Source organism: Corynebacterium glutamicum ATCC 13032 (assembly GCF_000011325.1).
Lineage (GTDB): Bacteria > Actinomycetota > Actinomycetes > Mycobacteriales > Mycobacteriaceae > Corynebacterium > Corynebacterium glutamicum.
This window is the reverse complement of sequence record NC_003450.3, coordinates 293,997-308,742: the sequence shown is the minus strand read 5'-3', so window position 1 is coordinate 308,742 and position 14,746 is coordinate 293,997. Positions and strand designations below refer to the sequence as shown.

15 protein-coding genes are annotated in these 14,746 nt (G+C 54.2%); 6 read left to right on the top strand and 9 right to left on the bottom strand.

Annotation, left to right across the window (positions count from 1 at the left end):
• Window positions 1-5 precede the first annotated feature (5 nt).
• A complete protein-coding gene (gene nth / locus CGL_RS01535) occupies window positions 6-788 on the bottom strand; it encodes an endonuclease III (protein ID WP_011013539.1) in 783 nt (260 codons plus the stop codon).
• 45 nt (window positions 789-833) lie between these two features.
• Between nth and CGL_RS01530 the strand changes: the two genes are divergently transcribed.
• Window positions 834-1,019, top strand: coding sequence for a hypothetical protein (locus CGL_RS01530; protein ID WP_011013538.1), 186 nt, complete (start codon window positions 834-836; stop codon window positions 1,017-1,019).
• 261 nt (window positions 1,020-1,280) lie between these two features.
• The gene (gene glxR / locus CGL_RS01525; RefSeq protein WP_003855810.1) at window positions 1,281-1,964 is read left to right on the top strand and encodes a CRP-like cAMP-activated global transcriptional regulator GlxR; all 684 of its coding nucleotides are present in this window, start codon (window positions 1,281-1,283) and stop codon (window positions 1,962-1,964) included.
• A gap of 75 nt (window positions 1,965-2,039) precedes the next feature.
• Here glxR and CGL_RS01520 read toward each other — a convergent pair whose 3' ends face one another.
• From CGL_RS01520 to CGL_RS01500, 5 genes are all read right to left on the bottom strand, one after another.
• Complete coding sequence (locus tag CGL_RS01520) at window positions 2,040-2,867, bottom strand: MBL fold metallo-hydrolase (protein WP_020948499.1); 828 nt, start codon at window positions 2,865-2,867, stop codon at window positions 2,040-2,042.
• Between the two features lie 114 nt (window positions 2,868-2,981).
• Complete coding sequence (locus tag CGL_RS01515; protein WP_003863309.1) at window positions 2,982-3,455, bottom strand: MaoC family dehydratase; 474 nt, start codon at window positions 3,453-3,455, stop codon at window positions 2,982-2,984.
• Window positions 3,456-3,476: 21 nt separating this feature from the next.
• Window positions 3,477-4,673, bottom strand: a complete 1,197-nt coding sequence (locus tag CGL_RS01510) for an acyl-CoA dehydrogenase family protein (protein WP_011013536.1) — start codon at window positions 4,671-4,673, stop codon at window positions 3,477-3,479.
• Entirely contained in the window at window positions 4,666-5,610 is a 945-nt protein-coding gene (locus CGL_RS01505; protein ID WP_011013535.1) for a 4-hydroxyphenyl-beta-ketoacyl-CoA hydrolase, read from the bottom strand. The genes CGL_RS01510 and CGL_RS01505 overlap by 8 nt, the downstream gene beginning before the upstream one ends.
• A 30-nt stretch (window positions 5,611-5,640) precedes the next feature.
• A complete protein-coding gene (locus CGL_RS01500) occupies window positions 5,641-6,576 on the bottom strand; it encodes an SDR family NAD(P)-dependent oxidoreductase (RefSeq protein WP_011013534.1) in 936 nt (311 codons plus the stop codon).
• A gap of 190 nt (window positions 6,577-6,766) precedes the next feature.
• On the opposite strand from CGL_RS01500, the gene CGL_RS01495 reads away from it, so the two are divergent.
• From CGL_RS01495 to CGL_RS01485, 3 genes are all read left to right on the top strand, one after another.
• Complete coding sequence (locus CGL_RS01495; protein WP_011265516.1) at window positions 6,767-7,234, top strand: MarR family winged helix-turn-helix transcriptional regulator; 468 nt, start codon at window positions 6,767-6,769, stop codon at window positions 7,232-7,234.
• A gap of 247 nt (window positions 7,235-7,481) precedes the next feature.
• Window positions 7,482-9,020, top strand: a complete 1,539-nt coding sequence (locus CGL_RS01490; RefSeq protein WP_011013532.1) for an acyl-CoA synthetase — start codon at window positions 7,482-7,484, stop codon at window positions 9,018-9,020.
• Between the two features lie 38 nt (window positions 9,021-9,058).
• On the top strand, window positions 9,059-10,414 hold the full coding sequence (locus tag CGL_RS01485; RefSeq protein WP_011013531.1) for an MFS transporter: 1,356 nt from the start codon (window positions 9,059-9,061) through the stop codon (window positions 10,412-10,414).
• A 75-nt stretch (window positions 10,415-10,489) separates the two neighbouring features.
• Here the strand turns inward: CGL_RS01485 and CGL_RS01480 are convergent, their stop codons facing one another.
• From CGL_RS01480 to whcA, 3 genes are all read right to left on the bottom strand, one after another.
• A complete protein-coding gene (locus CGL_RS01480) occupies window positions 10,490-10,951 on the bottom strand; it encodes a RidA family protein (protein WP_003855793.1) in 462 nt (153 codons plus the stop codon).
• A gap of 5 nt (window positions 10,952-10,956) precedes the next feature.
• A complete protein-coding gene (locus tag CGL_RS01475; protein ID WP_003855791.1) occupies window positions 10,957-11,112 on the bottom strand; it encodes a DUF4177 domain-containing protein in 156 nt (51 codons plus the stop codon).
• 225 nt (window positions 11,113-11,337) lie between these two features.
• Window positions 11,338-11,688: a WhiB family transcriptional regulator WhcA gene (gene whcA, locus CGL_RS01470; RefSeq protein ID WP_003863319.1), complete on the bottom strand. Its 351-nt coding sequence runs from the start codon at window positions 11,686-11,688 to the stop codon at window positions 11,338-11,340.
• A 666-nt stretch (window positions 11,689-12,354) separates the two neighbouring features.
• Between whcA and CGL_RS01465 the strand changes: the two genes are divergently transcribed.
• Window positions 12,355-14,742 carry a transglycosylase domain-containing protein gene (locus tag CGL_RS01465; protein WP_011013529.1) on the top strand — a complete coding sequence of 796 codons (2,388 nt, stop codon included), beginning with the start codon at window positions 12,355-12,357 and terminating at the stop codon, window positions 14,740-14,742.
• Window positions 14,743-14,746 lie beyond the last annotated feature (4 nt).

Below are 14,746 nucleotides of genomic sequence, written 5' to 3'. Positions count from 1 at the left end.
GTTTTCTACATTCCTGCCATTTTCAGCAGGTGCTCCCTATCATCACTTTTAATGAGTTTTTGCGCCTCAAATGGATCTGACGGCCCCTCCAAACCAAAGGATGGGCAATCAGCTGCCAGCATGCAGGCTCCACAGGCGGCGCGTCGACTATGACATATCCTACGTCCGTGGAAGATCAGCCTATGTGAAAACATGGTCCACTCAGGCTTTTCGATGAGTTCGTTCATCACTTTTTCCACCTTGACGGGATCTTCTTCATCAGTGAGCTTCAGGCGACGCACCAACCTGCCAAAGTGTGTATCCACCGTGATTCCCGGAACACCGAAAGCATTTCCCAGCACCACGTTGGCGGTTTTCCGCCCGACCCCCGGCAGCTCAACTAGCTGCTCAAGGGTACCGGGGACCTGGCCGTCGTGAAGCGAAATTAGTGCCTCACCCAGGCCGATTAAAGAAGTGGCCTTGTTGCGGTAAAAGCCTGTCGGACGGATGAACTCCTCCAATTCCGTGCGATCGGCGTTGGCGTAATCTGTGGCCGTCGGATAGCGCTTGAACAACGCGGGCGTCACCTGGTTCACGCGAACGTCCGTGCACTGGGCGGACAAAATGGTGGCGACCGTGAGTTCTAGCGGATTGGTGAAATCTAATTCGCAGTGCGCATCCGGATATGCCACGGTGAGTGTGCGATTGATGCGTCGAGCTCGGCGTTTTCGCCCGATATCAGTCTCTTGACCCTTGTTCGCGATGTGAGACCCCACGCGAGGCCGCTTCTGCGGAGTAATGGAACCCATACCCTTAAGTTAGCGCGGATTTGATTCATCATTAGAATGACTCCCATGACAGGTTTGCTTGTGGTGATCATCCCGCTCTTGCTGATGCTTTTTGCATTTGCGATGGAGCGAATCGAGTCTTCTTTCCTGCACTCCAACGCTCCGCAGAACACTGAGGTAAAGTTAGCAAAGGACGCTATCGGTGCAGAAAACTTAAATGACGGTGACGTGCAGGAAGCATCAGCTGCCTAAATAAGGGTTATTTTGAAAGATTTATTCAAAATAAACTTTGGCTGCCAGCAATCTGTGAATATTGAAATTACGGTTTCTAAAGTGTGACATTTTAGCCAAATGCACTAACATGGTGACCAATTGCATAGTAGAGTGGTCTTTGCCACATTAATAGATGCCTCCAGTTAGGTGTCATCCGGATTTTATCTCAAACCCTAACACCCCAGGTGTTGCCACTCATCCGGACTCAAACAAGATGTGTGCAGATGAAGGAGAAAAGCAGTGGAAGGTGTACAGGAGATCCTGTCGCGCGCCGGAATTTTTCAAGGCGTTGACCCAACGGCAGTCAATAACCTCATCCAGGATATGGAGACCGTTCGCTTCCCACGCGGAGCAACCATCTTCGACGAGGGCGAGCCAGGTGACCGCCTTTACATCATCACCTCCGGCAAAGTGAAGCTTGCGCGCCACGCACCGGACGGCCGCGAAAACCTGCTGACCATCATGGGTCCTTCCGACATGTTCGGTGAGCTCTCCATCTTCGACCCAGGCCCACGCACCTCCTCTGCAGTGTGTGTCACCGAAGTTCATGCAGCAACCATGAACTCTGACATGCTGCGCAACTGGGTAGCTGACCACCCAGCTATCGCTGAGCAGCTCCTGCGCGTTCTGGCTCGTCGTCTGCGTCGCACCAACGCTTCCCTGGCTGACCTCATCTTCACCGACGTCCCAGGCCGCGTTGCTAAGACCCTTCTGCAGCTGGCTAACCGCTTCGGCACCCAAGAAGCTGGCGCGCTGCGCGTGAACCACGACCTCACTCAGGAAGAAATCGCACAGCTCGTCGGTGCTTCCCGTGAAACTGTGAATAAGGCTCTTGCAACGTTCGCACACCGTGGCTGGATTCGCCTCGAGGGCAAGTCCGTCCTCATTGTGGACACCGAGCATTTGGCACGTCGCGCTCGATAATCACCAAAGCGCTAAAAAGCGCCTGATCAGTTTCATACTGATTAGGCGCTTTCTTTGTTGTTTAGTTAAAAGTGTTTAGTTTGAGGCGGAAGCTTCCTGAGCCTGCAGGTAACGAATAGCCACATGAGTGGACTGCTCGGCTGCACCACGCAGAACTGGATCAACATCATCGTAGATGGCGTCGATGAGATCCTTCATGGACACGTCACGGCCACGGGTCTCCCATACCTCACGGATCTGGTTCAGACGCAGCTCACGACGCTCAATGTACTTACGCGCGAAGGAGGACACGTCCTGTCCATCTGGACCATGTCCTGGAAGCAGCGGAATATCCTTGCCGCGCTCCTCCAAAATGGCCAAAGAATTCAGGTACTCACCCAAATCGCCGTCGGTCTCTGAAATCATCGTGGTGTGACGACCCGCAATGGTGTCGCCAGAAACGATGCCCTCCAAAGTGGACTCATGAGGGACTCCACTCCAGATGAAATAAGACACAGAATCACGGGTATGACCAGGTGTGGCCACCACCTCAATCTGTGGGGTGACACCGTCGATCGTGATGATCTCACCATCATGAATCTCCTCCGCACCAGCACAGTACGAAGGGTCCATCGCACGCACAGGTGCATTGGTCAGCTGACGGAAACGCTGTGCGCCGTCAGCATGATCATAGTGACGGTGGGTCAGAAGAATCAAACCCACCTCCTCAGCCTTGGAATGCAAGACGTTAAGGTGGCCCTCATCTTCAGGACCTGGATCGATGACAATGCTCCGGGGGTCTTCTGGTGCCCGGATAACCCAAGAATTAGTGCCTTCCAGCGAGCTGTAACCGGGATTAGGGCACAAAACAACAGATGCGGACGGGGTAACCGGCCGCAATTGGCTGTAAGCAGGATGCTCCATGCGCTCAAGCTTAGTCACAATAAGTCATTTCGTAGAACTGGGGAGAAAAATAGCAGCGCACCCCTAACATTGAAGGGATGCGCCGGATGGGTTTTTGCGTCGAGAAGCAAGCTTTTAAGCGTAGAAGCGGGTGAGGAAGGTAGCTACGACGGCCGGGCGCTCCTGCCCTTCGATCTCAATAGTGCCATCGGCGACCAGGTGCAGGCCATTGCCCTTCACCTCAGAGATCTCACGGACCACAGCGCCCATGCGGATGCGGGAACCGACCTTGACGGGAGAGGTGAAACGCACCTTATCCAGGCCATAGTTCACCTTGGTGGTCACGCCGGTGACATCGAGAAGCTCGCCCCAGAACGGAATGATCATGGACAAGGTGAGGAAACCGTGGGCAATTGCGCCACCAAAAGGACCGTCCTTGGCGCGCTCAGGATCAGTGTGAATCCACTGCTGATCATCAGTTGCGTCCGCGAAGGTGTTCACCATCTCCTGGGTGACAGTGCGCCACTGCGAAAAGCCCAGGTCCTGGCCGGTGAGGGTTGGTGCGTCTTCGAAAGAAACGATGGTGTTTGGGGTGGTGGAAGTAGTCATGATGTTCTCCTTAAAAGTGTGTTAGATAAAAGCGCTGACGCCCGTGATGGCGCGACCAACGATGAGTGCATTGATTTCGTGGGTGCCTTCATATGAATAGACGGCTTCTGCATCGGCATGGAACCGGGCAACATCGTTGTCCAAAATGATGCCGTTGCCTCCGCAGATTTCCCGCGCCCAACTAGCGGTCTCCCGAAGTTTGAGCGAGGTAAACATTTTCGCCAGCGCGGAGTTTTCCTCTTTGAAAATTCCCGCCTGCTGCTGATCGGTGAGTTTGACCATCATGCCCAGCGACGCCGTGAGATTGCCCAGCATGAGCGCGAGCTTTTCCTGAATCAACTGGAACCCCGCGATCGGACGGCCAAACTGTTCCCTGCTGCGCACATACTTCACGGCTGCTTCATAGGCACCTGCCTGCGCACCGACCGCCATCCACGCCACATCGGAACGCATACGGCGCAGGCATTCCGAAACATCCTTGAAAGAATTGATGTTGTGCAGCCGCGCATCCCCAGACACCCGGACATTGTTATAGGTAATGTGTGCATTTTGCATGATGCGCAGTGAGGCTTTGCGATCAATAATCTCCATGGACACGCCCTCTGCCTGAGGTGCCACGAGGAAGCATTTCACCTGGTTATCGGCTGTATCCCTGGCGAAGGTAGCGATCAAATCAGCAGTGGAAGCACCACCGATCCACCGTTTTTCACCATTGATAATCCACTCGCCGGTGTCTGCGTCCTTAGTGGCCGTGGTTGCCAGACCACCTGCGATATCAGAGCCATGATCAGGTTCCGTCAGTGCAAAAACGCCCTTGACCTCACCAGATTTGATCTGCGCATCCAATCGCTGCGCCTGCTCCGGGGAGCCACCAACCATGCAGGCCGTTCGGAAGAGACCAGCAGATGCGTTGTAATAGGTACCAACATTGATGTCACAGCGCGCGAGTTCAAAATTGCGGAAACCAGTGAAAATGTCTCGAACCGACTCCCCTGCTTCCCGAAGTGCAGGCGGATCAAGCAATTGCAGATCTTGGAGGGGCTGCACGATCTCATCGGGGAAGACTGCCTTATCCCAGGCCTCATTAATATAAGGCTTCACCTCTTCCTCAAGCACCCTGCGGGTTTCCAGAAGAACTGCGCGTTCGGCTTCGGTGAGAACTTCTGCGAAACCAAAAAGATCAGAAGGAATAACAGCACCTTGAATGGGATCACGCATGTTGCACGACCTTTTCTGCTTGAGATCCGCGCTCAGTGCTAGCGGCTAGGCCAAGTACCTTCACCGCATTGTCTTTGAGGATTCCCGGACGAACCTCATCCTTCAGTGGCAGATTCGCGAAAGCCGCAAGCCATTTCTCTGGGGTAATCAGCGGGAAGTCCGTGCCAAACAGCACCTTCTTGGATAGCACGTTATTGGACTGTCTGACCAAAGACTCTGGGAAATACTTCGGCGACCAGCCGGAAAGATCAATGAACACATTGGCCTTGTGGGTGGCAATCGAGTTAGCCTCATCCTGCCAAGGAACAGAAGGGTGCGCCATGATGATGGTCAGGTTCGGGAAGTCCGCCGCAACATCATCAAGCAACATTGGGTTGGAGAAGCGCAGCTTAATGCCTCGACCACCTGGAAGACCTGCACCCATGCCGTTTTGTCCGGTATGGAACACGCATGGCAATCCAAAACTTTCGAGCAATTCCCACAGTGGGTAGAACTCTGGCGCGGATGGGTCGAATCCTTGAACCGATGGATGGAATTTGAAGCCTCGCACCCCGAGTTCTTCCACCTGTCGGCGAGCTTCCACCAGCGCGTCCTCGCCGGTACGAGGATCCACACTGCCAAAAGGGATCAGCACGTCATTGTTGCGGGCACAGCTTGCCACCAAATCATCAATCGAGTTCGGCAGATGCCCCATTTGGGTCCGCGCATCGATGGTGAAAACCACCGCCGCCATCTTGTGTTCCCTATAAATATCAGCAATGGCATCTGCTGAGGGAGTTCGTTCCGCGGTCTTAAAGTACTTCGAGGATGCCGCCATGATGTCTGCCGGCATCGATTTGTGTCCGCAGCTGTCGACTTCCAAGTGCACATGCATATCGACTGCGACAATGTTGTCGGCGTCGACCGCGCACTCATATTTCACTACGTTGTTGCTCATGACCCCTCCTAAAATTCTTGGTGTGCGGTGTTATGCCTTGACTGGGATTTGTGGCTGAAGCTCTGCCGGCAGTTCAGGGAAAACGACACCGACGGACTGCAGGTTGCCCTCAATAATGTTCTTGCCACGTTCCTGCAGTGCTTCATAGGTCCAGCCACCTGGGTTAAATTCAGTAACTGCTGGCTCTGGGTGCTTCCACACCTGCATGCGGTCGCCGCCTGCACCGATGGCCTGTCCAGAAATATTCGCTGCCTCATCAGAGGAAAGGAAGGCCACAAGTCCCGCAACATCCTGAGGAGTGCCAAAACCTAGGGTCTCGCGGAAGAATGCTGGCATGGCCTCGCCACGCTCATCGGCCTCTACAGCCTTCTGGAAATATGGCACCGTCTTGGTCATATCGGTGGCTGCTTCCGGAATGATCGCGTTAATGGTGACACCTGCGCGCTTCATCTCCAGCGCCCACGTGCGAACCATACCCACAATGCCCGCCTTAGCTGCAGCGTAATTGCTCTGTCCGAAGTTGCCGCGCTGCCCGGTGGGAGAACCAATCGTGACGATGCGCCCCGCGATTCCATTCTCCTTGAAGTATCCAAATGCCTCGCGAACACAGGTGAAAGTGCCCTTGAGGTGCACGTTAATGACTGCATCGAAATCATCGTCCGTCATCTTCAGCAGGGACCTATCACGAAGGATGCCCGCGTTTGTGACAAGAATGTCCAAAGAACCGAACTTGTCGACGGCCTCCCGCACCAGCAATGCGGCGCTTTCAGAGGGTCCAACGGGGGCGATAACGGCGGCGGCTTTGCCGCCGGCTTCGGTGATTGCTGCGACAGTCTCATCTGCGGCTGCCTGGTTTACGTCATTGACGATGACAGATGCACCCTGACGGGCAAGCTCCTGAGCGAAGGAACGACCAAGTCCTGCACCAGATCCGGTAACGATGGCGACTTTTCCATTGAGAGACATTTCAAACTCCTTTGAAGGTTTGTGATCCCAGACACTTCGTCGGGGCGTGATACCAATGAAAACTCATAACGTTGAAAATGTCAACTATTAATTTTGAAAACTTACATCGTTCGCTTGACGCACAGAATGCATGCATGTTCAAATGATTGAAGATCGAAACTATTTTTCAGCCAGTTCACATGGAGCCACTATGACCACCAGCAACCCCACCGCCGAGATCATTGGCGGACCAGAACGATTCCTCGAGGCCGAATTGTCCCAGCAGATTCAATTCCTCACTGCCCGCGCACGAGCCAAGGGATCCGCCAAAGGAAACGAAGCCTTAGTCGACCTCGGACTTAAAGTTCGCCAATACTCCACACTGTCCCTAGCGGCCAGCGGATTAAAACCAACCCAACGAGAATTGGGAGCATTTCTCGACCTAGACCCAAGTCAGATTGTTGCCTTGGTCGATTTCCTAGAAAAGCGCGGATTAGTGGCCCGGGAAGTTGACCCCCGGGATAGGCGCTCGAAGATCATCATCGCCACCGAAAAAGGTCTGGAAATTCACGACGAAGCCACCAAACGCCTCCTCATCGCCGAGGGTGAATCTCTAAAAAACCTCACCTCCGACGAGCAAGAACAACTAAGGGAACTGCTGCTCAAAATCGCCTTTTAAGTCTCTTAACCACGCCGGCCATGTTCACATGGCCGGTTTTTTCATGCCAATTAGAGATCGGCACAATTGTGAAGATCGGGGGCAAACTTATTGCAAGGATCCACAAAGGTGCAGCTAAGAGCGATTATCACCACCCCCGAAACCCTGTGGAGTGATGAATTTTCCTATAGAACGTTTTTTAAACGATTGACTTTTTAAACGTTTACGCTTTTAATGACTTCAAACGTGATCTAAAGCACAAAGGAGAATGAAAGTGAACCTCGGAATAGGAAGCTACCCACGACGCAGGGCAACTGTTCGACCAGAGTCCACTGCAATCGAATTCGAAGGCACCAGCATCACCTACGGAGAATTCAGCAAACGAGTCAATCGGCTTGGACATGCTCTTCTAGACCTCGGCGTTGCGCACCAAGATCGAGTAGCTTATGTCGGATTCAACCACCCTGCCCTGCTAGAAGTGTTCTTTTCAACGAACCTCATTGGGGCAACACCCGTGCTTGTTAACCCTCGCCTATCGGCAAACGAAATCGATTACATCATCCAAGACAGCGGTGCGAGCATCGTGTTTTACGGAATCGACCTCATCGAGCACGCCACTTACCTCCAAGAACTCCATCCAGAGATCATCATGGTGGCCGTTGAAGGCGATGAGGGTCCAGGTTTGCGTCGAAAAGCGCTTATTGAAGCGGCGAGCGACGCCGACATCGACCTAGAAGTCAGCGATGATGACATCGCGCTGCTCATGTACACCTCCGGAACCACTGGCCGCCCAAAGGGCGCCATGTTATCCCACCGAAACCTCTTCTTTAACTACTTCAATGCCCTGCTCAGCCAGGAAATTGAACAAGGCGCGGTACTTTTATCCACTGCGCCGTTATTCCACATCGCGGGCCTCAACATGACCACCATCCCGGTGATGATGAAGGGCGGAAAGGTGATCATCCACCGCGAATTCCGGGCAGAGCACGTCCTCGACGAAATCGAACGCTCCAAGGTATCCGAATCCTTCATGGTGCCAGCGATGATCGACATGTTGTCCAACCACCCATCATTTGCCGAACGCGACCTTTCTTCCCTTCGCGCCATCATGGTGGGCGGCTCTCCCCTTAGCGAACGTGCGCTGCGAATCTGGCAAGGACGCGACGTAAAAATTGTCCAAGGCTTCGGCATGACAGAAACCGCACCGGGCGCCTGTATCCTCGAGGCAACAGACACAAGCACACACCTTGGAACCGCAGGTCGAGCCCACTTCTTCACCGACATCAAACTAGTGGACCCGAAAACCGGCGAAGAAGTCCCCACCGGAGAGGCCGGCGAAGTTCTCATCCGCGGACCACATGTGATGACCGGATACTGGAACCGACCAGAAGACACCGCCAGCGCACTACAAAATGGCTGGTACCACTCCGGAGATATCGCCATCAAAGATGAAGACGGCTACTACACCATCAAAGACCGCATCAAAGACATGTACATCTCCGGCGGCGAAAACATTTACCCCGCAGAAGTCGAACAAGCACTCCAGGAACTGGAAGCAGTCCTTGATGCCGCAGTCATCGGAGTCCCCGATGAACGATGGGGCGAAACTGGCATCGCCTTTGTCTCCATCCGAGAAAGCTACCTGACCAACCCACCAACCGGACCGGAACTACGAGAACTACTAGGCAGTGTCCTAGCCAGATACAAACTTCCACGAGAAATCCACATCATCGAAGAACTCCCCCGCAACGCCACAGGCAAAATCCAAAAGAACATCCTGCGAGACTTCACCATCCCCGTTTCATAAACCCCCCAACGTCACTTTGAAAACACTTGGAGAACGCAATGACTACATCTTCCACAGCTTCGCCGATCGCTGAATTACAAAACCTCAGCCCGAAGCAAAGAAAATCAGAATCCCGGCGCGCGATTATATCCAGCTACTTGGGCTCCACGATCGAGTTCTATGACTTCCTGTTATATGCCGCAGCCTCCGCGACGGTATTCCCCGCAGTGTTCTTTACCAATCTCGATCCGCTGGCTGGAACCATTGCCGCCTACGGAACCTTCGCCGCAGGTTATTTAGCTAGGCCACTTGGTGGAGCAATCTTCGGACACTTCGGTGACCGTCTTGGACGCAAGAAGATGCTTGTGTTGTCCATGCTCATCATGGGTGTGGCATCCACATGCATCGGCCTTGTCCCAAGCGCTGAAATGATCGGAAGCATGGGCGCGGTAATCCTGATCATGCTGCGCATCTGCCAAGGCATCGCTGTCGGTGGCGAATGGGGCGGAGCTGCCCTCATGGCGCTCGAGCACTCAGATTCCAAGAAGCGCGGATTCGCCGCCTCCTTCACCAACGCTGGTGCACCAACCGGCGCTGCACTGGGAACCTTCGCGCTCGGTACCGCATCTGCTGTTCTCACCCAGGAGCAATTCCTTTCATGGGGTTGGCGCATCCCATTCCTGCTCTCTTTCGTTCTGCTGATTGTCGGCTTGGTTATCCGCGCGAAAGTTAGCGAATCACCACTGTTCGCAGCTGCAGCGGCCGCCGAAAAAGCCAAGCCAACCGAACGTAAAGTCCCCCTCTTGCAGGTTCTTCGCCGACCAAAGGCACTGATCTTGACCATGCTTGGCGGCGCATCAGGATTCGGACTTCAAGTTCTCTTGTCCACCTTCTCCATCAGCTACGCAACACAATCCGGCATCGAAAGATCCAGCGTCCTCTACGCCTTCGCAGTCGCCTCAGTGTTCTCTGTCTTCTTTGTGATCCTCTTCGGTCGCGTATCCGACCTCTTCGGACGCCGACCCGTCATGATCATCGCGCTCGTACTGTTCGTGGCCTACCTGCCGGCATTCTTCCGGATGCTCACCTCAGACAACTGGTTCATCCTGCTCTCGGCATTCACCATCGCGCTCGCACTCCACGCCATGCTTTACGGCCCACTAGCAGCGTTTATCTCCGAACAATTCGGAACCTCCGCGCGCTACACAGGCGCATCCCTGGGTTACCAGTTGGCCACGCTCATCGGTGCAGGATTCACCCCAACCATCCTGGCTAGCCTCTACGCGGGACCAGGCGGCGGAACCTCTGTCACCCCAGTCATCGTCTTCCTCGCAACGATGTCCCTAGTGTCCATCATCGCCATCGCAATCACCAGAGAATCAAAAGACCACGATCTTTCTACTTACGAACACTAAGGGGACGATAGGGTCAATTTAAAAATGCCGGTTTCGCACGAAGTGCGGAACCGGCATTTTGCGTCGAAAAGCGTGCTACTGCGCGATCTCGACGATAACCTCGACCTCGACAGGCGAGTTGAGCGGCAACTCCGCCACGCCCACAGCAGAACGCGCATGCGCCCCAGCCTCGCCGAAAACCTCACCCATCAAATTGGAAGCACCGTTGACGACAGCAGGCTGACCACTGAAATCATCAGCAGACGCCACGAAACCAACAATCTTCAAAACGCGAGTGACCTTATCAATGCCAACAAGCGCATCAATCGCAGCAAGAGCGTTTAGCGCAGCCGCACGAGCCAACTTCTCCGCATCCTCAGCGGAAACCTCAGCGCCAACCTTGCCGGTGGCCGGAAGCTGACCATCAACGAAAGGCAGCTGACCAGAAGTCCACACCTGGTTACCGGTCTGAATCGCAGGAACATACGCAGCAACAGGCGCTGCAACGGAAGGAAGAGAAATGCCCAGCTCTGCAAGGCGTTCGGAATTAGAAGCCATAAGAACTAAGCCACCTCACGCTTCATGTAAGCAACGAGGTTCTCAGGGTTCATACCAGGCATGACCGAGACCAACTCCCAGCCGTCCTCACCCCAAGTATCGAGGATCTGCTTAGTTGCATGCGTAATCAAAGGCACAGTTGCGTATTCCCATTTAGTCATGGCAATCATCCTACCGGGGAACGCATTTCTAAGGCTTCGGGGGCGTGCTTCTTGCTAGCCCCTTTGCTGGCGTGCCTGACACTTGCGTTGGCTCTTGTGCTGGGCTGGTGCGCCTGTGGTGCGCTGGGGTGCGCCTGTGGTGCGCTGGGGTGCGCCTGGGGTGCGCCTGGGGTGCGCCCTGAATCAAAAAAGCCGACCACGTTAATGGCCAGCCCTTGAAATTAATTAAACCCCGGCGATCTCGCCCCCCTGAGCCAAATATTCAGCCCAGTTAGTAATGTGCGGCTTCTTTCGAAGCAATGCACGGCGCTGGCGCTCGGTCAGGCCTCCCCAGACTCCGAATTCCACCTTGTTATCTAAGGCATCGGCGCAGCACTGCATGGCTACAGGGCAGTGGCGGCAAATTGCTGCTGCTCGGCGTTGCGCTGCACCACGAACAAACAATGCATCTGGGTCGCCATTTCGACACTTTGCCTGAGTGACCCACTCACCACGCTCTGTGTGGTCCGAGGAAGCAATTGTGGCGCTGTCCCTATAAAAGGGGTTGTTGCGCTGCTCTGGAATCACAGACGTCATGACAATCTCCTTAAAATGCGCTACATATGCACGGCCTAATACTTAATACACTCGCAAGTGTAGTCACACAGCCAATTTGCTGTCGAATGCATCACACCAACGGGGGCAATACTTTTATGGCCACACTGCCAAGCCTCCAACGAGAGGACTTTACAATTGTCCAACATATCTGCAGTTCACTAGTCTTACCACAGCTCAACTCATTAAATTCAGTTTTGGAAAATTAGGCATTTCAGCCAGCCCCGAAATTGCCACAAACTAACCCCATCAGAGGTCATCACTGGCTTCAAACCTGCTTCACACATACCGCTTGAGGCGAGTTGGAACATGGATCGCATTCCGCAAACCCTTAAGGTCATTCACTTAAAATGTTGATAGAGGGATTTTTCTTGTTGGAGAATTCTTGGGTGTAAGCACAGTTGCGAATAAATGGTCTAACCCCTCTGTGGCTGCCGGCGAAGGGCCAGTGGGGCGCTTTCCGGACTGCAGTTCGTGGTTTTCTGCACGTTTTCCGAACGTCAGCTCTACAGTCCCCTATAGCTTGCCTGGTGGATTCCCAAAGCATGCCGACTGTCAGCAGTAACGCACAGTCGAATAAATAAAGATTGGCTGACATTGTTGGAGTCTTGGGTTCACGATTCCCGGGGTTATCGCTAGGCTGTTGGAGTGTCCACCACGAATTCTCTGACAAAGCTCGTTGCATCTACAGTCGCCGCTGGCGTCCTTGGTGCGCTCGCACTTGTGCCTTTCGCTAGTCTTTCTGGCGTTGCGGTTGCGCGTACCAATGACACGATGCAGACCAACCTTTCAGATCTGACGGATGGTCGCGGGCCGGGCGTCACGACGATTACTGATTCCACTGACCAGCCGATTGCTTATATTTATGCGCAGCGGCGGTTTGAGGTTGGGGGTGATCAGATTTCTACGTCGATGAAGGATGCGATCGTTTCGATTGAGGATCGCAGGTTCTATGAGCATGATGGTGTGGATTTGCAGGGCTTTGGTCGTGCAATCCTGACGAACCTGGCTGCGGGTGGCGTGGAGCAGGGTGCTTCGACGATTAACCAGCAGTATGTGAAGAACTTCTTGCTGTTGGTGGAAGCTGATGATGAGGCGGAGCAGGCTGCTGCTGTGGAAACCTCCATCCCTCGTAAGCTCCGTGAGATGAAGATGGCGTCTGATTTGGAAAAGACGTTGTCGAAGGATGAGATTCTGACTCGTTATCTCAACATTGTTCCTTTTGGTAATGGTGCTTATGGTGTTGAGGCTGCGGCGCGGACGTATTTCGGTACGTCGGCTGCCGAGTTAACCATTCCACAGTCTGCGATGCTCGCGGGCATTGTGCAGTCTTCGTCTTATCTCAATCCATACACCAATCACGATGCTGTGTTTGAGCGTCGTAATACTGTTTTGGGCGCTATGGCTGATGCTGGCGCGATTTCCCCAGACGAGGCTTCGGCTTTCCAGCAGGAACCTTTGGGTGTCCTGGAAACCCCGCAAGGCTTATCCAATGGTTGTATCGGCGCTGGCGATCGTGGTTTCTTCTGCGATTACGCTCTGCAATATCTTTCTGAGCAGGGAATCACCCAAGATATGCTGGCGAAGGACTCCTACACCATCAAATTGACTTTGGATCCAGATGTTCAGGATGCAGCGCACAATGCGGTGTCCTCCCACGTTGATCCAACCACCCCAGGTGTCGCTGAAGTTGTGAACGTCATTGAGCCTGGCGAGAACTCCCGCGATATTTTGGCTATTACTTCTTCCCGCAACTACGGCCTTGACCTGGATGCTGGTGAAACGATGCTGCCTCAGGCAACGTCCCGTGTGGGTAATGGTGCCGGTTCCATTTTCAAGATCTTTACCGCCGCTGCAGCCATTCAGCAGGGCGCTGGCCTAGACACCATGTTGGATGTTCCTTCTCGATATGAGGTCAAGGGCATGGGCTCCGGCGGTGCCGCGAACTGTCCCGCAAATACTTACTGCGTGGAAAACGCAGGATCCTACGCGCCTCGCATGACTCTGCAGGACGCTCTCGCGCAGTCCCCCAACACTGCATTCGTTGAAATGATCGAGCAGGTTGGCGTGGACACCGTTGTGGATCTTTCAGTAAAGCTGGGCCTGCGAAGCTACACCGATGAAGGTTCCTTCGACGGCGAAAGCTCAATCGCGGACTACATGAAGGACAACAACCTCGGTTCTTACACTCTTGGACCTACCGCTGTTAACCCTCTTGAATTGTCCAATGTTGCTGCAACCATTGCATCCGGTGGCATGTGGTGCGAACCCAATCCCATCGCCAGCGTCCATGACCGTGAAGGCAACGAAGTCTACATTGACCGCCCTGCATGTGAGCGCGCCATCGATGCCGAAACGGCTTCAGCTTTGGCCGTCGGCATGAGCAAGGATACGGTCAGCGGAACTGCGGCCTCTGCAGCCAGCATGTACGGATGGTCCTTGCCAACCGCAGCGAAGACCGGTACCACCGAGTCCAACCAGTCCTCAGCATTTATGGGCTTCAACAGCAACTTTGCCGCAGCTCCATACATCTACAATGACGGCACCTCCACCACCCCACTGTGCAGCGGCCCCGTCCGCCAGTGCAGCAGCGGTAACCTCTTCGGCGGTAACGAACCAGCTCAAACATGGTTTAACATGGCAAGCAACGTCCCCGCAGCTTCGCAAGGAACACTGCCATCCAGCAGCGATTCATTCCGCCTCGGCACTTCCGGCGAACTCCTCAACCAGGTTGTCGGCCAAAGCGAAGCCTCCGCTCGACGCACCCTCGAAGCCAAAGGCTACAAGGTCACCACGCGTTCAGTCTCCGGCGCCGGCAGCGCGCGCGGCACCGTAGTCAGCGCAACCCCTCAGGGTGCAGTGCTTATCGACGGTGGAACCGTCATTTTGGACATCTCCGACGGCACAAGCCCTGCCCCCGCTGCCACCAACAATGATGACAGCGACGATGGAGACACCCCTGCTCCATCAACAAACAACCGCGGAACAACCATTGAAGACGCCATCAATGACGCCATCAACCAGTTCTTCCGCTAGAAAT